The organism is Stenotrophomonas sp., from assembly GCF_032056425.1.
Taxonomy (GTDB): Bacteria; Pseudomonadota; Gammaproteobacteria; order Xanthomonadales; family Xanthomonadaceae; genus Stenotrophomonas.
Map to the genome: position 1 here is coordinate 1 of NZ_DAMBCN010000023.1, position 23,452 is coordinate 23,452.

The window sequence follows — 23,452 nt, forward strand, 5'->3', positions numbered from 1 at the left end:
TTCGTAGAGTAGAGCTTGCTCGACGAAGAACACGCAAGAGCCGTCGAGAAAGCTCGAAGCTACAAAAGCCGTTCGCCACCCGTGTCATGGCGTTTCGCCGCAAAGCCATTCACCGTCCGAATCAGGGCATTCCGCCGCAGCCCCACACCGCCCAGATCAGAGCGCCTCGCCGCGCCGCCAGGCGGCCGGGGTCATCCCCGTCTCCCGACGCAGTGCGCGGGTCAGCGCACTCTGCTCCGAATAACCCGCCGCCAGCGCGATCTGGCTGATCGGCGCGGCGCTGGTCAACAACTGGTGCTTGGCCCACCGCAACCGGTTGGCACTCAGCCACGCCTGTGGGCTGACCCCGAATTCGCGCAGGAACAGCGCATGCAGGCGACTTTCACTCACCCCCACAAATCCCGCCATGCGCGCCACCGGCCAGGGCTGGCCAGGTTCGCGCTGCACCGCCGCGCACAGCCCCTGCAGCCGCGCGCCACTGCCGGCCGGGGCAAAGGTCTGCAGCAGTTCCGGCAACAGCTCCGGCACGGCATTGTCGGCGCGCACATGGGCCAGGCGCTGGCGCAGCTGCTGCGGCAGGTGCAGCCAGCGCTGCCGGCACAGATGTTCCTGGGTGGCGTCGTCAAGCACGCCCGGGCCGCAGTCAACGATCACGAAACTGTTCGGGCCGTGCGCCATCTGGTCGTGGGCCTCGCCAGCAGCCACGAAGGCGCCCTGCAGCAGATCCAACCGCCCGCCGCGGCCTTCCATCTCGAACTGCAGTTCACCCTGCAGCGGCAGCACCCACTGCGCGTAGTCGTGCCGGTCCAGGCCGGTGGCCTGGCCGTAGTGCCGCAGGTGGAAGATCGCGCCCATCCGGGCAGTGTGCGCGCGACGCCAGGCCCCTGCAATGCCGAATCGCGCCGCGCCCTAGCCGTCGGTCCCCAGGAAGGCGAAGGGCTTGCTGGGCTGGAAATGGGACAGCGCATCACCGGCAAAGGTGTTGCGCTGGTCCTGGCCCAGGTCCAGCTTCAGCACCGGCCCAGCGAAGTCGATCTTGTTCAGATCCACCCAGAACGTATTGGGCGTGAGCGCCGATTCGAAGAAATACAGGCGGCGCTTGTGGTCGGCCACCGTGCGCCAGCGGGTGGACGAGATGTTCGGCTCGCCCGGCGTGGTGATGCCGTAGGGCACCGATGCATTGCGGATCACGCTGAACACACTGGCCAGCGCCACCACCGGGTCTTCGGCCTTGGGAATGGCATTGATGTAGAACGAGGCACGGGCGAAGCGGTCGGCCGAGCGGTTGGTACCGGGCAGCATCACGGTGCCGCCGATCTGCTTCCAGTAGGCGTTCAGGGCCAACTGCTCATCGAAGATCGGCGAATTGGTCATCACCTGGTAGCGGCGATCATGGTGGATCACCTGGCGCCCGCCGATGTACTCGACGATGGCGCTGTCCCCAGTGGCATCGGACAGAGACAAATGCAGCGTGGCCTGGCGGTCTTCGCCGGGCACCTTGTCGGTCACGATCGAGTACGGCTCGCGCTCAAGCGCAGCCACCGCTTCCTGTACCGTCGCGAAGTTGTCCAGCACGTACTGCGCCCACAGCGATATGGCCAGGCCCGGCTTGTTGCTGCGGCGCTTCGGGTACTCCGATTCCACCAGCCACAGCAGGTTGGCGACCAGACCCTTTTCGTTCATGCCGTCGGTGGTGGACACGTCGTAGCCGGTGGCCACCACGCTGCCGTAGCGCGCCTTCCAGGCAATCGACTTCGGGCCGGCCTGGCCGTTGCGCTCGATGCCACGCGGCAGCACATACAGGTTGGTGGCTACATCCACCTTCCAGTCCATGGAACGGGCGGTGATCACATCGCCGTTGTCCCCCAGATACACCGCGCGCGTACACGCCAGTGCCGGTGATACCGCCGCTGCCAGCGCCATTGCCATTGCCAGCATCGCCCTGCCCTGCCACTTCATGCGCGCCATGTCGTGCTCCATTCCCCGGGGACCGACCGATGAAAGCGCGGCGCTTGTGACCTGCGGGTGAAGCGGCGTGCCCGGAAGGGCGGTTACAGTGACGGCTGCACGATCTGCGCCAGCAGATCAATGGCGGTCGGTCCGCCGGCATCACCGTCCAGCGTGCGCGCGAAACCGGCCCAGTCACCGGCGGCCAACTGGCGCAGCAGAGACACCTCTACCGGCAGCACCCGCATCGACCAATAGGGAAACTGGCGCTGGCCCAGGTGCCCGCGCGCCAGCTCCATCAGGTCATGGTGGCTGCCCGCGCGCACGATCCGTTCGTACACCGAATCGATGCCATCGGGCGGTCCTTCTATGTACTGAACGAAGCGCTGGCCATCGTGGAGCAGCACGCCGGTGACCCCCGCCATCTTGTTGAAGCGTGCCGCGTCGTCCACCAGCGCGTGCATGCGTTCAACCGGAAGATCTGCCTTTGCCTGGCTGACATAGGCGATGGCGCACAGTGGCATGGGGCGTCCTTGACCAGAGAGACACCCACCGTAGCAGTCGCGGACGGATGCGTCTCAATCGCCGCCGGAAGTTGCTGAAGAATTCAGGAAACGGCTATTGCACGCCCATCCACGCGACGCGGCAGGATCGCTTCGAACACCACCTGTCCCGCCTCGTTGCGTGCGGTCAACCGCCCGTGATGCGCGCGCACGAACTGATCGGCGATGTACAAGCCCAGCCCCAGGCCCTTGCTGGGATGGAAGCTGGCCTTGAACGGTTCGAACAGACGCGGCAGCAGCGCCGCATCGATCTGCCCGTCGTTGCGCACGCGCAGGGTGACCGTGTGTGCATCACGGCCATCCACCTCCACCTGCACGGCCGAATCCCCGCCGTGCGTCAAGGCGTTGCCCACCAGGTTCGCCGCGATCTGGCCCAGCCGGTCAAGATCGCCCTGCAGGCCGCCATCGCCGTTCTGTTCGAACTGCAGGCGCGCATTGCCGTGCGCGCTACCCGCCTCGGCCAGTACCGCGCGGGTCACTTCGGCAAGGTCACAGGCGGCCGCGTCCATACGCAGCCCACCCGTGCGGATGCGCGAGAAGTCAAGCAGCTGTTCGACCATGCGCGCCATGCGCACCGTACTGGCCTCCAGGTGCTTCAGGGTCTGCTGCGCCGACACATTGTCCGCCGGCAGCTCCAGGCTCAGCTTGTCCGCGCACAGCAGGATGGCCGACAAAGGCGTGCGCAGGTCGTGGGTCAACACGGCCGCCATGGTTTCGTTGAGTTTCAGCGCCCGCTCCAGCGCCTCGTTGCGGGCCTTCAGCAACTGGCGTTGCTGGTAGAGCTCGATGAACACGCTCACCTTGCTCAGGATCACCTGCGGCGCCACCGGCTTGTGCAGGAAATCCACCGCACCGCTTTCATAACCCTTGAACGCACGCACCGGATCGTCCGGCGAAGCGGTCAGGAAGATGATCGGCACATCGCGGCTGCGCTGCGAGCCGCGCATCAGTTCGGCCAGGGTGAACCCATCGATCTCGGGCATGTGCACGTCCAGCAGCGCCAGCGCCACCTCGTGCTCCAGCAGCAGCTCCAGCGCCTGGGCGCCGGAACCGGCCAGCAGCAGGTTCACACCGTCGCGGCGCAGCAGCGCCTGCATGGCTACCAGGTTCTGCGGCACGTCATCGACGATCAGCAGGTTGACCGGCGACTGCGTCGGGGCAGGCTCGGGCGGCAGCAGGTTCATGCGAAAACTTCCTTCAGGTGGCGGCACAACGAATCAAGGGACAGCACGGCGTCAGCGCCGGCGTGCTGCAGGGCGGAAGCCGGCATCATCGATGCTTCGGCCTCCTCGGGGCATTGCAGCCAGGCGCGGCCGCCGGCGTTGCGCACCGCGGCCACACCTTCGCTGCCATCGCTGCTGGCCCCGGTCAGCAGCACCGCCAGCACATCGGGGCCGAATACCGCCGCCGCCGATTCAAAAAGGGGATCGATGGCCGGCCGCGAAAACAGCACCGGCGCATCCATCGACAGGGCCACGCTACGGGTGTCTTCCACCAGCAGGTGGTAGTCCGGCGGCGCGAAGGTCACCGTACCGGCCTGCAGCGGCTGCTTGTCCTCGGCCTCGCGCAGGGCGACCGCGCAGTACGGCGCCAGCACTTCAGCAATGCGGCTGCTGCGATCGCGCGGCAGGTGCAGCACCACCAGCACCGGCACCGGCAGATCGGCGGGCAGCGCGCCCAGCACCTGCTGCAACGCGGCCACGCCCCCTGCCGAAGCCCCGACCACCACCAGTGCCGGACGCGGCCCGGGCATCAGGCCACCTTCCGGTACAAGCGGTGTTCGCGCGAACAGACTTCGAACGCGCCGTGATGGATGCCGAACTGCAGCGATTCCTTGCTGCCAAGGCCCAGGAAGCCGCGGTGCACCAGCGCTTCGCGGAACAGCCCGACCGCACGGTCCTGCAGATCGCGGTTGAAATAGATCAGCACGTTGCGGCACGACACCAGATGCACTTCGGAAAACACCGTATCGGTGGCCAGGCTGTGGTCGGCGAACACCACGTTGCGGCGCAGTTGGCGATCGAACACCGCGCCATCGTAAGCCGTGGCGTAGTAGTCAGACAGTGAACCGGTGCCGCCGGCAGCCAGATAGTTGCGACTGAACTGCGCAAGGCGGTCGATGCCATAGGCGCCGGCCTCGGCGGTGGCCAGGGCCTCCGGATTGATATCCGTCGCGTAGACGATGCTGCGCTCGAGCAGGCCTTCCTCGTGCAGCAGGATCGCCAGCGACCAGACTTCTTCGCCCGTGCTGCAGCCGGCCACCCACAGCTTCACCGACGGCCAGGTGCGCAGCACCGGCACCACCTGCTCGCGCAGTTCGCGGAAGTAGGCCGGGTCGCGGAACATCTCCGACACCTGCACGGTGAAGAACTGCATGGCCTGGGCAAACAACTCCGGCTCATGCAGCAGCCGGTACTGCAGGTCCACCAGGCGCTCGCACTCGTAGCGTTGCATGGCCTGGCGCACCCGGCGGCGCAGCGAGGAAATGGCGTAGCTGCGGAAATCATAGTGGTAGCGCTGGTAAAGCGCCTCCAGCAGCACCTTCAGTTCCAGGTCGAACAGCGCCTGTTCGTTCATTGCCGCGAGCACCACACGCGGCACAGCGACACCAGCTTGTCCACGTCGATGGGCTTGGCGATGTAATCGTTGGCGCCGGCCTGCAGGCAGCGCTCGCGGTCATCGGGCATGGCCTTGGCGGTCAGCGCGATGATCGGCAGGTCCTGCAGGTGCCGCTGCGCACGAATCTCGCGCATGGCGGTCAGGCCATCCTTCTCCGGCATCATGATGTCCATCAGCACCAGGTCCACCTCGCGCTGGGCCAGGCGATCCACGGCTTCCTGGCCATTGCGCGCGATCTCCAGGCTCACGCCCAGCGGTTCCAGCACGCTGGAAAGCGCGAAGATGTTACGTACATCGTCTTCGGCCAGCAGCACGGTGCGCCCGTCCAGCACGGTGTCGCGGCGGCGCGCCTCGCGCAGCAGGCGCTGCTGGTCGCTGGGCAGGCTCGCCTCCACGCTGTGCAGGAACAGGGTCACTTCATCCAGCAGGCGCTCGGGCGAACGCGCGCCCTTGATGATGATGCTCTTGGAATAACGGCGCAGGCGCTGCTCGTCTTCGCGGCTGAGTGCGCGGCCGGTGTAGACGATCACCGGCGGGAAGCCGACATCATCGTTGCCGGCCATGTGTTCCAGCAGGTCATAGCCACTGCCGTCAGGCAGGGCCAGGTCCATCACCATGCAATCGAAGGTCACCGTGCTCAGCTGCTGCAGCGCCTCGGCCTGGGTGCCCACGGCCACGATCTGCAACTGGTCGCGGCCCAGCAGCAGTTCCAGGTTGTGGCGCAGGTCGCTGTCGTCCTCCACGATCAACAGGCGGCGCACGTCGCGCTGGCTGGTCTGTTCCAGCTGCTCGATGGCCGCCACCAGGCGTTCGCGGGTGGTCGGCTTGATCGCAAACCCGATCGCACCCAGCTCGCGCGCCACCTGGCTGCGATCCATCGCCGAGACCACATGCACCGGGATGTGACGCGTATCGGGGTTGCGCTTCAATCGCTCCAGCACGCTCAGCCCGGACACATCGGGCAGGCCGATATCCAGCAGGATGCCGTTCGGGCGCAGTTCGACGGCCAACGCCAGTGCTTCCTCGGCCGTGGTCGCCACCACGCAGTCGAAGTCCAGTTCGTGGGCCAGCACCACCAGCGCTTCGGCGAAGGTCGCATCGTCTTCCACCGCCAGGATCAGACGGCCGCCGTGGCGGCGCTGCCCACGATCATCGGCCACGGTGCGCACCGGCGCGGCAGCGCCATGGGCAACCCCCAGCTGCGGCGCGGGCGCAGGCACCGCAGCCGGCGCTGCAGCAATGGGCGCAACATCAGCCGGCGCATGCGGCACCGCTTCAGCCGTTGCCGGTGCGCCCTGCAGCGGCAGCTCCAGGATGAAGCAGCTGCCCCGTCCCGGTTCGCTGTCCACCTGGATATCGCCGCCCATGCGCTCAGCCAGGTCGCGCGAGATCGACAGGCCCAGGCCGGTGCCACCGTAACGGCGGCGGGTGCTGCCATCGGCCTGGCGGAAGGCCTCGAAGATCGTCTGCAGCTGGTCGCGGGCGATGCCGATGCCACTGTCGGCCACTTCGAAACGCACGCGGCCATTGCCACCGGCGCGCACGTGCAGGCTGACCTTGCCGTGCTCGGTGAACTTCAGCGCATTGGCCAGCAGGTTCTTCAGGATCTGCTGCAGGCGCTGGCTGTCGGCCACCAGCTGGGTCGGCGCCAGTGCATCGGCTTCGATCTGCAGGGCCAGGCCCTTCTGCCGCGCCATCGGCTCGAAGGTTTCTCGCAGGCGCTGCAGCACGCTGTCCACCACCACCACTTCGTCGGCCAGTTCGACATGGCCGGCTTCGATGCGCGACAGATCCAGAATATCGTTGATCAGTGCCAGCAGATCGTTGTTCGACGACAGGATCGCGCGGGCGTACTTCACCTGCTCGTCGGTCAACGTGCCGTCCTTGTTGTCGGCCAGCAGCTTGGCCAGGATCAGCGAGCTGTTCAGCGGCGTGCGCAGCTCGTGCGACATGTTGGCCAGGAATTCGGACTTGTAGCGCGAAGTGGCGGCCAGCTCGTTGCTGTTGCGCACCAGCTGCCCCTGCGCCACCAGCAGCGCCTGCTTCTGCGCTTCCAGTTCGTGAGTGCGCTCTTCCAGCTGCACGTTGCTCTGTTCCAGCTCGGCCTGCTGCTGCTCCAGGTGCCCCTGCGACTGCATCAGGCTGCGGCTCTGCTCTTCCAGCTCTTCGTTGGCCACGCGCAGTTCTTCCTGCTGCGCCTGCAGTTCCTCGCCCTGGCGCTGCGATTCCTCCAGCAGCACCACCAGCTGTGCACGCAGCATTGAGGCGCGCAGTGCCATGCCGATGGTTTCGCCACAGCGCTGCAGCAGTTCGGCGTCCAGCGCGGCCTGCTGACCCGGGCTGGCGCGGCCCAGTTCGATCACGCCCACCAGGCTGCCATCGCTGCTGATCGGCGCCAGGATGCGCTCGCGCACGGCAATGCGGCCCAAGCTGGACTGCAGCTCCAGCGCCTGTGCATCGCCACCACTGAGGTGCAGCACCCGGCCATCGCGGGCCACCTGGCCGAGCAGGCCTTCCTGCAGCCCCACGGCGCTGGCAATGCCGGTGGGCAGTGCAACCCCGCCGGTCAACTGCAGGCGGCCGCCTTCAAGGCGGTAGAGCACGCCCACCTGCGCCTGCAACTGTGCCGCCAGGCTGGACATGGCCGCCTCGGCAATCTGTTCCGGGCCCAGGTCGCCACGCAGGCTCATGGCCACTGCATTCTCGGCTTCCTGCAGCCACAGCGCACGCATGGCCTGGCGCCGCGCTTCGATGGCGCGCGACACGATCAGCGCGATCATCAGGAACGCCACGCCGCCAATGCTGCGGTTCACGAACGAGAACGCCGAGTTGCTGCTGGCCGGCGCCACGTTGTAGCCGATGGCCAGCAGGCCGCAGGCAAGCACCGCCACCATGAACGGCACCCGCGCACTGCGCTGGAACACGGTCACGCCCACGGCCATGAAGTAGGCCAGCCAGACCGCGTAGCCCAGCGGCACCACCAGTTCCATGGCGGCAGTTGCCGCAAGCAGCACGGCTGAAGCCGTCCAGACCCAGCGGTCACGCGTGGTTGCACCAGGACGCATGCAGGTAGTTTCCAGTCGGCAAAAGGGGGATGAGGATACCCCGTGTCGCATTCAGCCGCATACGACGAATGGCACACGCCGCGCCTGCACATATCCTTCACGCTGCGCTGCCTAGGGTCTGCGCCCTTACAGGGGCTTTTTCTATTCACGTGGTCGCTGCCGCATTCACGGATTCCGCACTGACGGATCCCTCACGACAACTGCGATTGCTGATTGACAGCGTGCATGACCATGCGCTGTACCTGCTCGATCCCGATGGCATCATCCGCAGCTGGAACCCGGGCGCGCAGCGCATCAAGGGCTTCTCTGCCGAGGAAGTGGTCGGCACTCATTTCGGTCGCTTCTATCTGGCCAAGGATCGCGACGCCGGTGAACCGCAGCGCCTGCTGCAGCTGGCTGCGCGCGATGGGCACCATGCCAGCGAAGGCTGGCGGCTGCGCAAGGACGGTTCTTCGTTCCGCGCCAGCATCGTGATCGAGCCCGTGGTCGAACAGGGCACGCTGCTGGGCTTCGTCAAGATCACCCGCGACATCACCGAAAGCTGGCAGGCCCAGCGGCTGCTGCGCGACGCCCAGCGGGCGCTGCGCCAGACCCAGCAGTTCGAGACCGTAGGCCGGCTCAGCCGGGGGCTGTCGCACGAGTTCAACAACCTGCTGACCACCATCGGCAATGCGATCGACCTGGTGTCGCTGCGCGTTGGCCAGGACGCGCGGGCGCAGGAGCTGCTGGCCAGCGCCCAGGCGGCGACCGACCGTGGCGCCCTGCTGACCCGGCAGTTGCTGGCGTTCAGTTCCGGGCAGACCCTGGTGCGCGACCGGGTGGACATCAATGCCTTGATCGGCGCCCAGCTGGAGGCGCTGCAGCGGTCCTGCCCAACCGGCATCGGCCTGGACACCTCGATGACGCTGGGCCTGCCTGCAGTCTGCCTGGACCGTGCGCAGCTGGAAACCGCGCTGACCAACCTGGTGGCCAACGCGGCCGAAGCAACCCCGCCGGGCGGCCGCGTGCGGATTGCCACAGCGCTGGAGCGACGGCTGGACCCTGACGCCGACGGGCACAGCGAGCGCGCATACGTTACCCTGCGTGTCCACGACGAGGGCCGTGGCATGGCGCCGGAAATTGCCGAGCGCGCCAGCGAGCCTTTCTTCACCACCAAGGACATTGGCAAAGGCAGCGGCCTGGGCCTGAGCCAGGTGTTCGGTTTCACCACCCAGAGCGGCGGTTTCGTCGACGTGGCCACCACCCCCGGTGTTGGCACGACGGTCAGCCTGCTGCTTCCTGCATTAGAGGACTCCACCCATGAACGATGATCCGATCCGCGTATTGATGGTGGAGGACCAGACCGATCTGCGCGAGATGATCGGCCTGGCGCTGCGCGATTTCGGCATCGACGTGGAAACCACCGCCGACGGCCACGAGGCCGTGGCCCTGCTGCAGAGCGGCACCCGTTTCGACGTGGTGTTCAGCGATATCAGCATGCCCAACGGCATGTCGGGCATTGAACTGAGCGAGCACGTGGCCCGCGACCAGCCGCACGCGCGCATGATCCTGTCCTCCGGCTACGCCCGCTCGCAGCTGCCGCCGCTGCCCGACCAGGTCGAATTCCTGCCCAAGCCCTACCGCCTGCGCCAGCTGGTGGATCTGCTGCAGCAGCACTGACCCCGCTTCGGTAGAGTCGAGCTTGCTCGACTGCTCCTGGCTCCTGCCGTTCGTAGAGTCGAGCTCGCTCGACTGCTCCTGGCTCCTGCCGTTCGTAGAGTCGAGCTCGCTCGACTGCTCCTGGCTTCGGCCCCTTCCGTCGAGCAAGCTCGACGCTACGCGGCGCCGGCAAACGTCTCGTGATTGAGGTCCACCCACCCCGTCCACATCAGCTGGATGCCAATGCACAGCAACACAAACGCCACCAGCTGCTGCATCACCACCGCGCCAGTCGGGCCCAGCCGCGTAACCAGAAAGATCGAATTGCGCAGGATCAGATAGATCACGCCCACCACCAGCAGCGCCCCGCCCACCGCCACGATCACCCCTGACAGCAGGTGCAGCGGCGTCACCGATTCCACATGCGTGCCCAGGGTGATGCACGCGGCAATGGTTCCAGGCCCAGTGGTCAACGGAAACGTCAGCGGAAAGAAACTCTTGCCTTCCAGTTGCGCATCGGCAATCGCCTCGGCCTGCTCCTGCGCTGGGCTGGGCGGGTCGTCGGTACGCGCGCCCAGCATCCGCCAGCCCGCCGCAGCCACCAGCAGGCCGCCACCGATGCGCACCACCGGCAGGGAAATGCCAAACAACGACAGCACATAAGTACCCACCAGCATCGCCAGCACGATCACCACGAAGCTGTTCACCGCGATCTGCCGCGCCAGCTTCTTGGCCATCATGCGGCGGTTGCCCACCGTGGAAACGAAGATCGACGCCGTGCTGAGCGGATTGATGATCGGCAGCAGGGTAACCGGCACCAGGATCAGTTCACCGGCCAGGGTGACAAGCAGGGTGGGCAACTGCACGGGCGTCTCCGTGGGGCTGGGCAGTTACCAGCGCAGGAACAGGGTGACACCGAAGATGATCAGCACCACGACCAGCACCAGCCACAGGCCGTGGCGCTGTCTCCAGGTGGGCTTGGGCGTACCGGGGGTATTCATGGCGGAAATCCTTGCGTGGAAGGGATGACCGCAGCGTGCTGGACGCCGTGTGCAGTGGGCGTGGAGACGGGTTGGGTGCTTCAGGATCACCAGGCCTTCTGGTTACTGCAGACAGCTCGACTAACCGTTGTGACGCAGGTGGATCAAGGGATACGGACGACCTTGCGAGTCACACGCTGAACGGCCGGTCTCGACGAACCCCATCCGCAGGTAGAACCCGACTGCCTGGGTGTTCTGCTCGTTCACATCGGTCGTCAGGTGCTTGTGCGCAGACAATCCATGCAGCAACAGCTGTCGTCCAATGCCGGTCCCACGGACATCAGGATCGATGAACAACGCATCCATATGGGAGCCGTCAATCAGCATGAAACCCTGCGGACGATCAGTCTGATCAACCGCCACCGTCATCGGCGCTCGGGGCAGGAAAGCGGCGACCTCGTCATCAATCGCCTGCCGGTCCTCAGTTCGAAGGAAGCTGTGGGTAGCGTCAACCGAGCGACGCCACAGATCCACCAAGGCTGCGCCATCGTCGGCGCGCGAGGAACGCAGAATGTACATATGCCAGCTCAAGGTGCTTCGAATCTGGTGACCCCGGCCCGATTCGAACGGGCGACCTTCCCCTTAGGAGGGGGACGCTCTATCCAGCTGAGCTACGGGGCCATGCAGCCGCCAAGTTTACAGGCAAGGCCCCTGCCCTCCAAGCATTCATGTTTCCCCTGCCCCGCCCCCAGCCCGCTGGCGCGCCGCACCATGGGCATCCGGGCGCCTCTGCTACCATCGGCGGTTCAGTCCGCTGCATCCCCCACCTGCCCGCGGCGGCGCCAACAACGTAACGAAATACAGGAGTCTGCATGTCTTCCGAGCTGCTCAAATCCCTTGGCCTGGACGCGATCAACGCCGGCACCTACCTGGGCAACGGGGAATGGTCCAACGCCAATGGCGGTGAGCTGATCACCCCGGTGAACCCGACCACCGGCGAGGCCATCGCGCAGGTACGCGCCACCACCGAATCCGAGTACGAAATCGTCATCGCCCGTGCGCAGGAAGCCTTCAAGGTCTGGCGCACCACCCCGGCCCCGCGCCGTGGCGAGGCCGTGCGCCTGTGCGGCGAAGCGCTGCGCAAGCACAAGGACGCCCTGGGTTCGCTGGTTGCGCTGGAAATGGGCAAGAGCAAGCCCGAAGGCGACGGCGAAGTGCAGGAGATGATCGACATCGCCGATTTCGCCGTGGGCCAGAGCCGCATGCTGTACGGCTACACCATGCATTCCGAGCGCCCCGGCCACCGCATGTACGAGCAGTACCACCCGCTGGGCCTGGTCGGCATCATCTCGGCCTTCAACTTCCCGGTGGCGGTGTGGAGCTGGAATGCCTTCCTGGCCGCGATCTGCGGCGATATCTGCATCTGGAAGCCGTCCAACAAGACCCCGCTGACCGCCATCGCCTCCATGCGCATCTGCAACGAAGCGCTGCGCGAAGCCGGTTTCCCGGACATCTTCTTCCTGGTCAACGACGCCGGCACCGCCCTGTCCGAAACCCTGGTGGACGACCGCCGCGTGCCGCTGATCAGCTTCACCGGCTCCACCCAGGTCGGCCGCACCGTGAATGAAAAGGTGGCCCGCCGCCTCGGCCGCTGCCTGCTGGAACTGGGCGGCAACAACGCCATCATCCTCGACGAAACCGCCGATCTGAAGCTGGCCGTGCCGGGCATCGTGTTCGGTGCCGTCGGTACCGCCGGCCAGCGCTGCACCACCACCCGCCGCCTGATCGTGCACCGCTCGATCTACGCCGATGTGCTGGCCACGCTGGTGAAGGCCTACAAGCAGGTGGAAGGCAAGATCGGCGACCCGACCGATGCCGCCAACCTGATGGGCCCGCTGAACAGCGAAGGCGCCGTGCAGCAGTTCCTGGATGCCATTGCCCAGGCCAAGGCCGCCGGCGGCACCATCGAAACCGGTGGCACCCGCATCGACCGTGCCGGCAACTTCGTGCTGCCGGCCATCGTGTCGGGCCTGAAGAACAGCGACGCGGTGGTGCAGCACGAAACCTTCGCGCCCATCCTCTATGTCATGCCGTACGACAGCATCGATGAAGCCATCGACATGCAGAACGGCGTGCCGCAGGGCCTGTCGTCCTCCATCTTCACCCAGAACCTGAAGACCGCCGAGAAGTTCCTGTCGGCCGCCGGCAGCGACTGCGGCATCGCCAACATCAACATCGGCACGTCCGGTGCGGAAATCGGCGGCGCCTTCGGTGGCGAGAAGGACACCGGCGGTGGTCGCGAATCCGGTTCGGATGCGTGGAAGGTCTACATGCGCCGCCAGACCAACACCATCAACTACTCGGACTCGCTGCCGCTGGCCCAGGGCATCAAGTTCGATCTGTGATGGCAGACGATTCGGCCATGGCCCAGGGTCGGATCCCCGCAGGGGCTCCGACCCTCGACTTCAGCGGCCGCCGGGTACTGATTGCCGGCGGCAGCAAGGGCATCGGCCGTGAACTGGCGCTGGCCTTTGCCGGCGCCGGTGCACAGGTGGCGGTCTGCGCGCGTGGCCAGGCCGGCCTGGATGCGCTGCAGGCCGATGCCCACGCCCAGGGCACGCCACTGCATACCGCGTCGGTGGATCTGGCCGACCTGGCGCAGATCGACGCCTGGCTGCACACGGCCGCCGACGCACTGGGCGGCATCGACGTGCTGGTGAACAACGCCACCGGATACGGCATGGCCGACGACGAAGACGGCTGGGCCGCCAGCCTGCAGATCGACCTGATGGCTGCGGTGCGTGCGTCGCGGCTGGCGCAGCCGTGGCTGCGTGCCTCCGACGATGCCTGCATCCTGAACCTGTCTTCCATTGCCGCGCAGCAGCCGCGCCCGGGTGGCGCACCGTATGCGGCGGCCAAGGCCGCGCTTTCGCACTACACCACCTCGCAGGCCCTGGCGCTGGCACCGCACCGCATTCGCGTGAATGCCATCGCCCCGGGGTCGATCGAGTTTGCCGACGGCCTGTGGGATCGCCGCCGCGTCGAAGACCCAGCGCTGTACCACGGCACCCTGGCGAAGATACCGTTCGGGCGCTTCGGCCAGCCGCAGGAGATCGCCAACGCCGCGCTGTTCCTGTGCTCGCCACTGGCGCGCTGGATCACCGGCCACGTCCTCAATGTCGATGGCGGCCAGGTGTTGATGGGCTGACCCGGGCCGGACCGCCCGCAATGCGCTAGGGTGGTGCCATCCACCACGAGCAACGGACTGCCATGCCCCCCCCGCCCATTCCCCTTCCCCCGCGCAGCGAACTGGCCGTCGCCAGCATGACGGCGACCATCCTGGGCGTGTTTCCCCTGCCCTTCCTCGGCAGCCTGGTCGGCCTGGTGCTGGGCGTGCTGGCGCTGATCCAGCGGTACCGTCGCGGCTATGCGCTGCGGAAGGACAACCTGGTCCTGCCCAGCCTGCTCCTCAGCACGGTCGTGCCCCTGCTGCATGCGTGGGTGCTCTGGCAGGTGCTCGCATTCCTGCGCAACCTGCTGATGACGCTGGTCTGTGCGGCCATGCTGTACTCCTCCAACTGCCCTTACCTGTAGCGCCCGTTCAAAGCGCCAACCTGCCGCGCCCTTGGGCTTGGCCGCCCGCAGGCACTATCATGTGCGCACTGCCAAGGAGGACCCCGATGAGCGTGGCACCCCGACAGACCAGCACTGTGGCCGTGTTCAGCCTGGTGCTGGGCATTGCAGGCTGGACCGTGCTGCCGTTCGTGGCCAGCATCCTGGCCATCATTACCGGGCACATGGCCCGCGCCGAAATCCGCCGCCGCCCCACCGATCTTGAAGGCGATGGTCTGGCCCTGACCGGGCTCATCCTGGGGTGGGTGAACGTGGGCATGGTGCTGCTGGGCATCCTTGCCTTCGTTGCCTTCTTCGGCGGCCTGGCCTGGCTGGCCACCATGGCGAACTGACCGCCATGACCGCGTCCGACAGCACCGAACGCTTCAGCAGCCGCGTGGCCGACTACGTGCGCTACCGGCCCGATTACCCCGCCGCCCTGGTGGACTGGCTGCATGGCCCGATGGCCGTGCCCACCGCCGCCCTGGTGGCCGACATCGGCGCCGGCACCGGCATCTCCAGCCGCCAGTTCCTGGCCGCGGGCCATCCGCTGGTGGCCGTGGAACCGAATGCCGCCATGCGCGCCGCCGCGCAGCAGTGGCTGGCGCCGCAGTATCCGCAGTTCCGCGCCGTAGATGGCCGCGCCGAGGTCACGGGCCTGGCCGATGCCAGCGTGGACCTGGTGTCGGCCGCACAGGCCTTCCACTGGTTCGACACCGTGGCCGTGCGCGCCGAGTGGCAGCGCATCCTCCGTCCCGGCGGCCTGGCCCTGGTGTACTGGAACTCGCGCCTGCTCGACGCCAGCCCGTTCCTGGTCGGCTACGAGCAACTGCTGTTGGACTTCGGCACCGACTACACCGCCGTGGCCGAGCGCTACCAGGACGATGCCACCATGCAGGCCTGGTTCGGCCCCGGCCTGCGCGGCTGGGTGCAGCTGCCCAACGTGCAGCACCTGGATCTGGACGCCCTGCGCGGTCGGCTGCTGTCGTCCTCGTATGCGCCGCAGGCCGGGCACCCTCGCCACGACGCCATGCTGGCCGCCCTGCAGGACCTGTTCGCCGCCCACGCAGTGAACGGCCAGGTCGCCTTTGAATATCAAACCCGAGCCTTCCTCGGCACGCTGGACTGAAACCACCGCATGTATTCGCTTGCCCGCCCCTTCCTGTTCTCGCTCGACGCCGAGCGCGCCCACGGCCTCGGCCTGTCCGCCCTGGACCTGGCCTACCGCACCGGCACCACGCCGCTGCTGGCCGCACGCATCGCGCCGATGCCCAGCACGGTGTTCGGGCTGACCTTCCCCAATCCGGTCGGCCTGGCCGCCGGGCTGGACAAGAATGGCGAGCACATCGATGCGCTGTTCGCGCTGGGTTTTGGCTTCGTGGAAATCGGCACCATCACCCCGCGCCCGCAGGACGGCAATCCCAAGCCGCGCCTGTTCCGCTTGCCGGCCCACCAGGCCATCATCAACCGCATGGGCTTCAACAACGCCGGCGTGGATGCGCTGGTGCGCAACGTGGAACGCGCGCGCGACCGCCGCGGCCTGCTGGGCATCAACATCGGCAAGAACAAGGACACCCCCAACGAACAGGCGGCCGCGGATTACATCACCTGCCTGGACAAGGTGTACGCGCTGGCCGACTACATCACGGTGAACATCTCTTCGCCCAACACCGCCGGGTTGCGCGAGCTGCAGGAAGAAACCGCGCTGCGCCAGCTGGTGGCACAGCTGCGCGACCGCCAGGAAACGCTGGCCGCGCAGCATGGCCGCCGCGTGCCGATGCTGGTGAAGGTGGCACCGGACCTGAGCGAGCGCGATATCGATGCCGCCGCCCGTGTGCTGGGCGAACTGCAGGTGGACGGTGTGATCGCCACCAACACCACCATCGACCGCAGCCGCGTGGCCGGCGATCCACTGGCCAGCGAGGCCGGTGGCCTGTCCGGTGCGCCGGTGCTGGACCAGTCCACCCTGGTGCTGCGCCGCCTGCGCGCGCGCCTGCCCGAATCCATTCCGCTGGTCGGTGTAGGCGGCATCCTGTCCGGCGCCGATGCGGTGGCCAAGATGGCCGCCGGCGCCTCGCTGGTGCAGTGCTACAGCGGCCTGATCTACAAGGGCCCGGCGCTGGTGGCCGACTGCGTGGAGGCGATCCGTCGCCGCCGCGAGGCGCCCAGCCGTGGCGCGGTGGCCCCGCTGTGAGTACCGCCCCCTTGCGCTGGACCCTGACCGAGAACGCGCCGCTGCAGGCGCTGAACACCTTCCACGTGCAGGCCACCGCAGCGCAGCTGCTGGAACTGCATGACCCGGCCCTGCTGCCCGACGTGCTGGCCCTGCCCAGCGTTGCCGCCGGCCCGCTGCTGGTGCTGGGCAGTGGCAGCAACGTGCTGATCGCCGACGATCTGCCCGGCACCGTACTGGTGTTCGGCAACCGCGATATCAGCTTCCTGGAACACCGCGCCGACCACGCGGTCATCCGCGCCGGTGCGGGTGTGCCCTGGCACGGTCTGGTGATGTGGTCGCTGCAGAATGGCCTGTCCGGGCTGGAAAACCTGGCGCTGATTCCCGGCACCGCCGGTGCCGCGCCTATCCAGAACATTGGTGCCTACGGCGCGCAGGTGGGCGAGTTCATCCAGGCCGTCGAAGCCTGGGACTGCCAGGAACAGGCCTGGGTGCGGCTGGACAACGAACAGTGTGGCTTCGGCTACCGCGACAGCGTGTTCAAGCAGCAGGCCGATCGCTACCTGATCACCGCCATCGAACTGAAGCTGCCGCTGCTGCACGACCTGCGCATGGATTACGCCGGTATCCGCGAGGAACTGCAGGCCCAAGGCGTGGAACTGCCCAGCGCGGTGGACGTGGCCAACGCCGTCATCGCGATCCGCCGCCGCAAGCTGCCCGACCCCGACGTGCTGGGCAATGCCGGCAGCTTCTTCAAAAACCCGGTGCTGCCGCTGGAACAGACCGAGGTGCTGCTGCAGCACTTCCCCGACCTTCCGGTGTTCCCGGCCGAGCGCGAGGAACAGCGCAAGGTGTCGGCGGCGTGGATGATCGACGCCTGCGGCTGGAAGGGCTTCCGCGAAGGCGATGCCGGCGTGGCCGCCAGCCACGCGCTGGTGCTGGTGAACCATGGCAACGCCAGCGGCGCCGATCTGCTGGCCTTGGCCCGGCGCATTTCCGCCTCGGTGCTGGAAAAGTTCGGCGTGCCCATTGAACCGGAACCGCGCCTGCTCGGCGCACAGTGGTGAACCCCGCCGTGCAGGGTCCGGGCGCCGCCCCGTTGCGGGCGGCGCTGCTGATGCTGGGCAGCACCCTGGCGTTCGGGCTGATGGCCGTAGCCATCCGCTACGCCACCCGCTACGTGCCCACCCAGGAAGTGGCGTTCTTCCGTAATGCCTTCGGCCTGCTGGCGCTGCTGCCGATGCTGCTGCGCCCGGGCCGTGCGCCGCTGAAGACCCAACAGCTGCCGCGCTACCTCCTGCGCAGTGCCATCGGCCTAGCCTCGATGCTGTGCGCGTTCTGGGCGCTGGGCCATCTGCCGCTGGCGCAGGCGGTGTCGCTGTCCTATTCCACGCCGCTGTTCGTCACCATCGCTGCGGTGCTGTGGCTGGGCGAGATCGTGCGCGTGCGCCGTTGGGCAGCGGTGGTGATCGGCTTCATCGGCGTGCTGGTGATCGTGCGCCCCGGCACCGCCGGTTTTTCTGCAGGCAGCCTGGTGGCCGTGGCCGCCGCCCTGCTCAGCTCGCTGGTGGCGATCCAGATCAAGCAGCTCACCCGCGTGGACAGTGCCGATACGGTGGTGCTGTACACCTATGTGTTCTGGGTGCCACTGTCGCTGGTCCCGGCGCTGTTTGTGTGGGTGGCGCCCAGCGGCATGGCCTGGGTGTGGCTGGCGGCCACCGGCGTGATGGGCACCGTGGGCCAGCTGCTGTGGACCCGCGCACTACGCCTGGGCGAAGTCTCCGCACTCACCCCGATCAGTTTCCTGCAGCTGCCCCTGGTGACCGCGTGTGGCTGGCTGTTGTTTGGCGAAACCATCGACCGCTGGACCCTGATCGGCGCCGGCATCATCCTGGCCGCCAACGCCTACATCGCCCACCGCGAAGCCGTACTGGCCCGTCGCGCCCGCACGCCCGAAACGCCCTTGTAGAGTCGAGCTTGCTCGACTGCCCTTGCTCTTCGTAGAGTCGAGCTTGCTCGACTGCATTTCCAAAAGCAGTCGAGCATGGCTCGACTCTACAAAACACGGCAGTCGAGCAAGCTCGACGCTACGCCGCCGTGCACGCCACCCGGTACGCCCTTTCGGCCGCATCCACCACATTTCCCGGCGCAAACTGTTCCCCCAGGAAATGCAGCGCCTGTCGCCGCTGCTGCACCGCACGTTGCTGCGCTTCCGCGCCCAGCAGCATCTGCTGGAACTCAATCAGATCCTGCAACACGCGCACGTGCCGGTACCAGGCAATCCATCGCGCATCGCCCAGGTCTTCCCCATAGCCTTCGACGAAACCCGGCGGGCGCTCACGCCCCCAGCGCCCGCCCACCGCCCCACCCACGAACATCAGGTCGCGCTCGCGCGGGGCCAGTGCCAGTCCATCCCAGTCGATCAGATGCAGCTCGCCTGCGGTATCCATCAGCAGGTTGCCGGCATGCAGATCGGTATGGCAGACCCGCAGCTCCGCAACCTGGTCCTGCAGGCCCTGCTGCAGTTCCTCGGCACGTGCATGCAGCTGCGCGATACGCCCGTGCTGCTGCTGCCACACCGCACGGAAGGCCTCACCCCAACGGTCGCTGGCGGTCGCAAGCGCACCGGGCTGCTGCAGCCACTGCCCCACTGTCAGCAGCGCTTCGCTATCGAATGCCGCCTGCGGCAGCGCGCGCGCCATCGCCTCGGGCAGTCGCGCCTCGTGCAGACGCCGCAACACGTGGCCCAGCTGCTGCCACTGCGTCGCACTCAGCGGCGCCTCGAAACCCGATTGCCCTTCAATGTAGGGGAACAGCGTGAACTGCAGGCCCCAGCGTTGCGCCGACGCGGCACCGGCCAAGGTTGGCCACGGCGCCACGATCTCCCCGATGCCCAGCGTGCCACGCAACCAGTGCAGGCTGTCCCACACCGCGGGGTTTACCTGGTAGCGGCGGCATTTGAGCCACCACTGTCCGTTGCGCGCATCAATGCGGTACACCGCCGCATGGGCATCGGCGCCCACCGCGCGCGACACCACCGCCGTGGGCGTGATGCCATAGGACTGCTGCAGGACTTCCCCGATCTGCGGCGCCGTTGCAAGTGACATGAAAACCAGAGTGCGTGGAGGGCACGTCCACTATCGCAGACACGCTTTACAGCGCGCAGGCAAACCGGTCACACCTTCGGCCAGCTGCGACAAAGCAGCGCAGCGCCATGTCACTTCGCGTAGTGCCCCAGGAACATCGCCACCGCCGATTCGGCCACCCGCGCACGCTCGGCCGGCGCCAGCGGCGGCTGCCCCAACGTCACCTGCGGCCAGAACGCAAAACCCTTCACCAGGCCCTGCAACTGCTGGTCGGCGAATTCCGGATCGACCTCGCGCAGGCGCCCATCGGCTACGGCCGCGCGGATCCACGCACTTACCCCGCCCTCTTTTTCGCCCATGCGGCAGACGATGGCTTGCGCACGTTCGGGCGAATGGATGATTTCGGCCATCGCCACTCGCGCCAGATCAATGAAGTTGGGATCGCCCAGCAGCTCCAGCTTCTTCGCCAGCAACTGCAGCAACTGTGCCTGCAACGGGGCATCGGCCTGGTACGGCACGTCCACGCTGGCCACGCTGCTTTGCCACAGCTCTTCCAGGATCAGCGCGAACAGTTCTTCCTTGCTGGGGAAATGGTTGTAGACCGTGCGCTTGGAAACGCCGGCCGCCGCCGCGATGCGGTCCATGCTGGTGGCCTCGTAGCCGGCCGCGCGGAACTCTTCCACCGCCGCGCGCACGATGGCTTCGCGTTTGCGCTCGGTCAGGCGTTGCGGGGCGCGGGACATGGCATTACCAGATTTCTGAACGGATGCCGACATTTTACACCGGTCAGTGTACTTTCCTGAAATCGGAAACTACACTGTGCAGTGTACCCAGCGGACGTCCCCGATGAAGCGCCTGCTCCTTGTCCTCCTGCTTGGAACCCTTGCCGTGACCGCCTACACGTTCTGCAAATCCTGGTCCCTGCCCGACTTCCCCGACTCGCCGCAGTACCGCGACGGCAGGTTCCGCAATGTCCTGCCGAAGCCGGCCATGGGCCTGCGCGATGGCCTGGAGATCTGGTGGACCTTCCTGTTCAACAAGCCCAGGGGCACCGTGCCCACGCAGCCCATTCCGGTGCGGCCGCTGGACCGCGCCACGCTGGACGCCGCGCCCGATCGCAGCCTGTTCCGGCTGGGCCATTCCACCCTGCTGCTGAAGCTGCGCGGGCAGTACTGGCTGACCGATCCGGTGTTCTCCGAACGTGCCTCGCCGGTGCAGTGGATGGGCCCGGCCCGCTTCCACGCACCGCCGATCAGCATCAACGAACTGCCGCCCATCGCCGGCGTCATCCTGTCGCACAACCACTACGACCACCTGGACCATGCCGCCGTGCTGGCGCTGGCCGGCAAGACCACGCGTTTCATTGCGCCGCTGGGCGTGGGCGACCAGTTGATTGCCTGGGGCATCGCTGCCGACAAGGTCGAACAACTGGACTGGTGGCAGAGCACCACCGCCGGCGGCCTGCGCCTGACCGCCACGCCGGGCCAGCACTTTTCCGGTCGCGGTCTGGGCGACAGCGACCGCAGCCTGTGGGCGTCGTGGGTCATCCAGGATGAAGACTTCCGCATTTTCTTCAGCGGCGATACCGGCTATTTCGATGGATTCAAGGCCATTGGTGAAAAGTACGGCCCGTTCGATCTGACCATGATCGAGACCGGCGCCTACGACGAGCGCTGGGCCTTCGTGCACATGCAGCCCGAACAGACCCTGCAGGCGCACCTGGACCTGCGTGGCAAGTGGCTGCTGCCGATCCACAACGGCACCTTCGACCTGGCCCTGCACGACTGGCAGCAACCGTTCGAACGCATCACCGCCCTGGCCGCCGCCCACAACGTGCCGGTCGCCACCCCGATCATGGGCGAAGCCCTGGACATGCAGGCCCCCACGCCCGGCACCCGCTGGTGGGAATCCCCCCGATAACCCCACCCCGGTAGGTGCCAACCTTGGTTGGCACTCTCGCGCTGGTAGGTGCCAACCTTGGTTGGCACGCTTCGTCGAGCAAGCTCGACGCTACCGGAGCACAAACCGCTCGCTTTCCGGTAGGTGCCAACCGTTGGTTGGCACGCCTGCATCAGAACCCCGGCAAGCCCGGCGGGTTGGTCTGCGACTGCGGCACGGCTTCCTCCGCCAGGTTCCAGCGCTGCAGTGCCTGCGCATAGGTCCCGCTTTCAATCTGCGTGTTCAACGCCTGCGTAATCGCATCGGCCAACCCGCTGCCTTTGCGCGTGGTCGCGGAAATCGCCGCCGAATCCGGCCAGCCGCCGGGCGGCAGCAGTGCCTGTGCCTTCGGATCAGGCGTGCCACGCAGCACCGGTGCGTCGGCACCGGCCAAGGTAACGCTGGCAGCCGCCACGGGCGCCGGTGCCTGCCGCACGCGCGAATAGACAATGCCGGCAATGCCGATCACCAGCACACCCACAACCAGCAGCGTGCTGCGCGAAGGACGACGGTGTGATGCAGGGCTCATAGGGTCGCTCGAAAGAGTTACAGGGTCTTGGCCAGGAAATCGGCGGTGCGTTGCTGGCGCGGGCGCTCGAACAGCGCCTCGGGCGTGCCCTGCTCGATCACCCGGCCCTGGTCCATCATCACCACGTGGTCGGCCACGCGGCGGGCGAAGGCCAGTTCATGGGTCACGATCACCAGGGTCGTGCCCGAGCGCGCCAGTTCCTCGATCACGCTCAGCACTTCCGATACCAGTTCGGGGTCCAGTGCCGATGTCGGTTCATCGAACAGCAGCACCTTCGGCTGCAGCGCCAGCGCGCGCGCAATCGCAATGCGCTGCTGCTGCCCGCCGGACAACTGCCGTGGGAACGCATCGGCCTTGTCGGCCAGGCCCACCACGGCCCCCGCCACGCGGCACACCAGCATCGTGGCGGCCAGCGCCCCGGCAAAGGCGAACAGCCAGCTCATCTCGGCGTTGAGCAGTCGCTCACCCGCTTCATCCAACCGACCGGCATCGCGCCGGCGAACCTGACGGTAGAGCAGCAGCATGCACAACGCCATCAATACCAGCAGCGGCAACCACGCGAACAGCAGCACGTTCAGTTGGCCGGCAAACGCGGGGCTCACGCTGAAGCGGCTGACCCGGCTACCGAAGGCGCGCTGGTTGTCCAACGGCAGGAACACAAACAAGACAAGTGCCATGCCCAGCACGTAAAGCGCGGCATGGCGCAGCCGTAGCGACCATGGCCAACGCACATCGGCGTACGGCGATGCCACGTTGGCGCCCAGTTGAAATGAACCGGGCGTGCGCCCGGCTCACCCTCGCGCGCGTGATGCCAGAAGCCCCGCAGCATGCCCCGATGCAGCACCGGTAGCAGCACCACCGCGCAGAACCCCACCAGCACCGTGTTCAGTGCCGGCGCGCCACCGTCCTGCCGGTCGCCGAACAGCAGGGCCAGGCCGAACCAGGCGGCGAAGAACACGGTCATGCCGACCACGAACAGCACGGCCGCGACCAACGGGCGGCGCCCTGGCTTCGCGGTCATCCAGGCATGCAACCCTGTGCTGTGCTGCTCATCCTTCATGGCGATCTCCTGTGTCGCACTGTCTGCTTCAGCGTTGAATCACGTAGACGAACATGCCCACCAGTATCAGCAATGCCACCGCCAAGGCGATATAGGGCGTGGCCGAGAACAACTTCAACAACAGGTCAACGCCCGTGATCTTTCGCTAGTTGGAGAGCAGGGGCGGAACGTGGGAGGTGCGGCCGCTGGGAGCGTGCTAAACGGAAATCAGGGGGGGGCTGCAGGGGCTGGCGATGACGCTT

General features: G+C 66.9%; 25 protein-coding genes and 1 tRNA gene. 11 read left to right on the forward strand and 15 right to left on the reverse strand.

The features are described 5' to 3' along the window. Positions 1–156: 156 nt before the first annotated feature. The 7 genes from RTY46_RS14710 to RTY46_RS14740 all read right to left on the reverse strand — a co-directional run bounded on the left by RTY46_RS14710 (position 157) and on the right by RTY46_RS14740 (position 8,194). Positions 157–855, reverse strand: coding sequence for an AraC family transcriptional regulator (locus RTY46_RS14710; protein ID WP_312709278.1), 699 nt, complete (start codon positions 853–855; stop codon positions 157–159). A 54-nt stretch (positions 856–909) separates the two neighbouring features. Then, positions 910–1,968: a linear amide C-N hydrolase gene (locus RTY46_RS14715; protein ID WP_312709279.1), complete on the reverse strand. Its 1,059-nt coding sequence runs from the start codon at positions 1,966–1,968 to the stop codon at positions 910–912. Between the two features lie 83 nt (positions 1,969–2,051). Then, positions 2,052–2,471, reverse strand: coding sequence for a BLUF domain-containing protein (locus RTY46_RS14720; protein ID WP_312709281.1), 420 nt, complete (start codon positions 2,469–2,471; stop codon positions 2,052–2,054). 83 nt (positions 2,472–2,554) lie between these two features. Then, on the reverse strand, positions 2,555–3,694 hold the full coding sequence (locus tag RTY46_RS14725; protein WP_312709282.1) for a response regulator: 1,140 nt from the start codon (positions 3,692–3,694) through the stop codon (positions 2,555–2,557). Beyond that, complete coding sequence (locus RTY46_RS14730; RefSeq protein ID WP_312709284.1) at positions 3,691–4,263, reverse strand: chemotaxis protein CheB; 573 nt, start codon at positions 4,261–4,263, stop codon at positions 3,691–3,693. The genes RTY46_RS14725 and RTY46_RS14730 overlap by 4 nt, the downstream gene beginning before the upstream one ends. Further along, a complete protein-coding gene (locus RTY46_RS14735; RefSeq protein WP_312709286.1) occupies positions 4,263–5,087 on the reverse strand; it encodes a CheR family methyltransferase in 825 nt (274 codons plus the stop codon). The genes RTY46_RS14730 and RTY46_RS14735 overlap by 1 nt, the downstream gene beginning before the upstream one ends. Continuing rightward, positions 5,084–8,194: a response regulator gene (locus RTY46_RS14740; protein ID WP_312709287.1), complete on the reverse strand. Its 3,111-nt coding sequence runs from the start codon at positions 8,192–8,194 to the stop codon at positions 5,084–5,086. Before RTY46_RS14740 ends, RTY46_RS14735 begins: the two co-directional genes overlap by 4 nt. A 149-nt stretch (positions 8,195–8,343) precedes the next feature. Here RTY46_RS14740 and RTY46_RS14745 point away from each other — a divergent pair, with 149 nt between their 5' ends. Further along, a complete protein-coding gene (locus RTY46_RS14745) occupies positions 8,344–9,504 on the forward strand; it encodes an ATP-binding protein (RefSeq protein WP_312709289.1) in 1,161 nt (386 codons plus the stop codon). Beyond that, positions 9,494–9,853: a response regulator gene (locus RTY46_RS14750; RefSeq protein ID WP_312709291.1), complete on the forward strand. Its 360-nt coding sequence runs from the start codon at positions 9,494–9,496 to the stop codon at positions 9,851–9,853. The genes RTY46_RS14745 and RTY46_RS14750 overlap by 11 nt, the downstream gene beginning before the upstream one ends. 155 nt (positions 9,854–10,008) lie before the next feature. Here RTY46_RS14750 and RTY46_RS14755 read toward each other — a convergent pair whose 3' ends face one another. The 3 genes from RTY46_RS14755 to RTY46_RS14765 form a co-directional block, all read right to left on the reverse strand. After that, complete coding sequence (locus RTY46_RS14755; RefSeq protein ID WP_312709292.1) at positions 10,009–10,698, reverse strand: MarC family protein; 690 nt, start codon at positions 10,696–10,698, stop codon at positions 10,009–10,011. Between the two features lie 255 nt (positions 10,699–10,953). After that, on the reverse strand, positions 10,954–11,391 hold the full coding sequence (locus RTY46_RS14760; protein ID WP_312709293.1) for an acetyltransferase: 438 nt from the start codon (positions 11,389–11,391) through the stop codon (positions 10,954–10,956). Positions 11,392–11,416: 25 nt separating this feature from the next. Then, a tRNA-Arg gene (locus RTY46_RS14765) sits at positions 11,417–11,493 on the reverse strand. 191 nt (positions 11,494–11,684) lie between these two features. Here RTY46_RS14765 and RTY46_RS14770 point away from each other — a divergent pair. From RTY46_RS14770 to RTY46_RS14805, 8 genes are all read left to right on the forward strand, one after another. Next, on the forward strand, positions 11,685–13,217 hold the full coding sequence (locus RTY46_RS14770; protein ID WP_312709295.1) for an aldehyde dehydrogenase family protein: 1,533 nt from the start codon (positions 11,685–11,687) through the stop codon (positions 13,215–13,217). Between the two features lie 17 nt (positions 13,218–13,234). After that, positions 13,235–14,020 carry an SDR family oxidoreductase gene (locus RTY46_RS14775; RefSeq protein WP_312709296.1) on the forward strand — a complete coding sequence of 262 codons (786 nt, stop codon included), beginning with the start codon at positions 13,235–13,237 and terminating at the stop codon, positions 14,018–14,020. Positions 14,021–14,082: 62 nt separating this feature from the next. Then, complete coding sequence (locus RTY46_RS14780; RefSeq protein ID WP_312709297.1) at positions 14,083–14,406, forward strand: hypothetical protein; 324 nt, start codon at positions 14,083–14,085, stop codon at positions 14,404–14,406. Between the two features lie 86 nt (positions 14,407–14,492). Beyond that, positions 14,493–14,777, forward strand: coding sequence for a DUF4190 domain-containing protein (locus RTY46_RS14785; protein WP_312709298.1), 285 nt, complete (start codon positions 14,493–14,495; stop codon positions 14,775–14,777). A 5-nt stretch (positions 14,778–14,782) separates the two neighbouring features. Next, positions 14,783–15,553 carry a class I SAM-dependent methyltransferase gene (locus RTY46_RS14790; RefSeq protein WP_312709299.1) on the forward strand — a complete coding sequence of 257 codons (771 nt, stop codon included), beginning with the start codon at positions 14,783–14,785 and terminating at the stop codon, positions 15,551–15,553. Positions 15,554–15,562: 9 nt separating this feature from the next. Further along, complete coding sequence (locus RTY46_RS14795; RefSeq protein ID WP_312709301.1) at positions 15,563–16,618, forward strand: quinone-dependent dihydroorotate dehydrogenase; 1,056 nt, start codon at positions 15,563–15,565, stop codon at positions 16,616–16,618. After that, a complete protein-coding gene (gene murB / locus RTY46_RS14800; RefSeq protein WP_312709303.1) occupies positions 16,615–17,664 on the forward strand; it encodes a UDP-N-acetylmuramate dehydrogenase in 1,050 nt (349 codons plus the stop codon). Before RTY46_RS14795 ends, murB begins: the two co-directional genes overlap by 4 nt. A 32-nt stretch (positions 17,665–17,696) precedes the next feature. Then, positions 17,697–18,566: a DMT family transporter gene (locus RTY46_RS14805; protein ID WP_312709364.1), complete on the forward strand. Its 870-nt coding sequence runs from the start codon at positions 17,697–17,699 to the stop codon at positions 18,564–18,566. Positions 18,567–18,684: 118 nt separating this feature from the next. On the opposite strand, the gene RTY46_RS14810 is transcribed toward RTY46_RS14805, so the two are convergent. Both RTY46_RS14810 and RTY46_RS14815 read right to left on the reverse strand, forming a co-directional pair. Next, positions 18,685–19,704, reverse strand: a complete 1,020-nt coding sequence (locus RTY46_RS14810) for an aminoglycoside phosphotransferase family protein (RefSeq protein WP_312709304.1) — start codon at positions 19,702–19,704, stop codon at positions 18,685–18,687. A gap of 110 nt (positions 19,705–19,814) precedes the next feature. Next, positions 19,815–20,426, reverse strand: coding sequence for a TetR/AcrR family transcriptional regulator (locus tag RTY46_RS14815; protein WP_312709305.1), 612 nt, complete (start codon positions 20,424–20,426; stop codon positions 19,815–19,817). A 103-nt stretch (positions 20,427–20,529) separates the two neighbouring features. Between RTY46_RS14815 and RTY46_RS14820 the strand changes: the two genes are divergently transcribed. Next, a complete protein-coding gene (locus RTY46_RS14820; RefSeq protein ID WP_312709306.1) occupies positions 20,530–21,603 on the forward strand; it encodes an MBL fold metallo-hydrolase in 1,074 nt (357 codons plus the stop codon). A gap of 151 nt (positions 21,604–21,754) precedes the next feature. Here the strand turns inward: RTY46_RS14820 and RTY46_RS14825 are convergent, their stop codons facing one another. The 3 genes from RTY46_RS14825 to RTY46_RS14835 are packed head-to-tail and all read right to left on the reverse strand — an operon-like array spanning position 21,755 to position 23,210. Further along, positions 21,755–22,150 (reverse strand): hypothetical protein, encoded by a 396-nt coding sequence (locus tag RTY46_RS14825; RefSeq protein ID WP_312709307.1) that lies wholly within the window; start codon positions 22,148–22,150, stop codon positions 21,755–21,757. 17 nt (positions 22,151–22,167) lie between these two features. Then, complete coding sequence (locus RTY46_RS19400; RefSeq protein ID WP_345785127.1) at positions 22,168–22,827, reverse strand: ATP-binding cassette domain-containing protein; 660 nt, start codon at positions 22,825–22,827, stop codon at positions 22,168–22,170. Further along, positions 22,749–23,210, reverse strand: a complete 462-nt coding sequence (locus tag RTY46_RS14835; protein WP_312709310.1) for a hypothetical protein — start codon at positions 23,208–23,210, stop codon at positions 22,749–22,751. Before RTY46_RS14835 ends, RTY46_RS19400 begins: the two co-directional genes overlap by 79 nt. Between the last annotated feature and the right edge of the window lie 242 nt (positions 23,211–23,452).

Bases quoted from the DNA above. Each gene is read 5' to 3' on its own strand.
- RTY46_RS19400 (WP_345785127.1), bottom strand. From the start codon at position 22,827: ATGGCACTTGTCTTGTTTGTGTTCCTGCCGTTGGACAACCAGCGCGCC.
- RTY46_RS14725 (WP_312709282.1), bottom strand. From the start codon at position 3,694: ATGAACCTGCTGCCGCCCGAGCCTGCCCCGACGCAGTCGCCGGTCAAC.
- RTY46_RS14710 (WP_312709278.1), bottom strand. From the start codon at position 855: ATGGGCGCGATCTTCCACCTGCGGCACTACGGCCAGGCCACCGGCCTG.
- RTY46_RS14740 (WP_312709287.1), bottom strand. From the start codon at position 8,194: ATGCGTCCTGGTGCAACCACGCGTGACCGCTGGGTCTGGACGGCTTCA.
- RTY46_RS14750 (WP_312709291.1), top strand. From the start codon at position 9,494: ATGAACGATGATCCGATCCGCGTATTGATGGTGGAGGACCAGACCGAT.
- RTY46_RS14835 (WP_312709310.1), bottom strand. From the start codon at position 23,210: ATGAAGGATGAGCAGCACAGCACAGGGTTGCATGCCTGGATGACCGCG.
- RTY46_RS14825 (WP_312709307.1), bottom strand. From the start codon at position 22,150: ATGAGCCCTGCATCACACCGTCGTCCTTCGCGCAGCACGCTGCTGGTT.
- RTY46_RS14715 (WP_312709279.1), bottom strand. From the start codon at position 1,968: ATGGCGCGCATGAAGTGGCAGGGCAGGGCGATGCTGGCAATGGCAATG.
- RTY46_RS14735 (WP_312709286.1), bottom strand. From the start codon at position 5,087: ATGAACGAACAGGCGCTGTTCGACCTGGAACTGAAGGTGCTGCTGGAG.
- RTY46_RS14720 (WP_312709281.1), bottom strand. From the start codon at position 2,471: ATGCCACTGTGCGCCATCGCCTATGTCAGCCAGGCAAAGGCAGATCTT.
- RTY46_RS14810 (WP_312709304.1), bottom strand. From the start codon at position 19,704: ATGTCACTTGCAACGGCGCCGCAGATCGGGGAAGTCCTGCAGCAGTCC.
- RTY46_RS14820 (WP_312709306.1), top strand. From the start codon at position 20,530: ATGAAGCGCCTGCTCCTTGTCCTCCTGCTTGGAACCCTTGCCGTGACC.
- RTY46_RS14785 (WP_312709298.1), top strand. From the start codon at position 14,493: ATGAGCGTGGCACCCCGACAGACCAGCACTGTGGCCGTGTTCAGCCTG.
- RTY46_RS14780 (WP_312709297.1), top strand. From the start codon at position 14,083: ATGCCCCCCCCGCCCATTCCCCTTCCCCCGCGCAGCGAACTGGCCGTC.
- RTY46_RS14775 (WP_312709296.1), top strand. From the start codon at position 13,235: ATGGCCCAGGGTCGGATCCCCGCAGGGGCTCCGACCCTCGACTTCAGC.
- RTY46_RS14730 (WP_312709284.1), bottom strand. From the start codon at position 4,263: ATGCCCGGGCCGCGTCCGGCACTGGTGGTGGTCGGGGCTTCGGCAGGG.
- RTY46_RS14795 (WP_312709301.1), top strand. From the start codon at position 15,563: ATGTATTCGCTTGCCCGCCCCTTCCTGTTCTCGCTCGACGCCGAGCGC.
- RTY46_RS14815 (WP_312709305.1), bottom strand. From the start codon at position 20,426: ATGTCCCGCGCCCCGCAACGCCTGACCGAGCGCAAACGCGAAGCCATC.
- RTY46_RS14790 (WP_312709299.1), top strand. From the start codon at position 14,783: ATGACCGCGTCCGACAGCACCGAACGCTTCAGCAGCCGCGTGGCCGAC.
- RTY46_RS14770 (WP_312709295.1), top strand. From the start codon at position 11,685: ATGTCTTCCGAGCTGCTCAAATCCCTTGGCCTGGACGCGATCAACGCC.
- RTY46_RS14760 (WP_312709293.1), bottom strand. From the start codon at position 11,391: ATGTACATTCTGCGTTCCTCGCGCGCCGACGATGGCGCAGCCTTGGTG.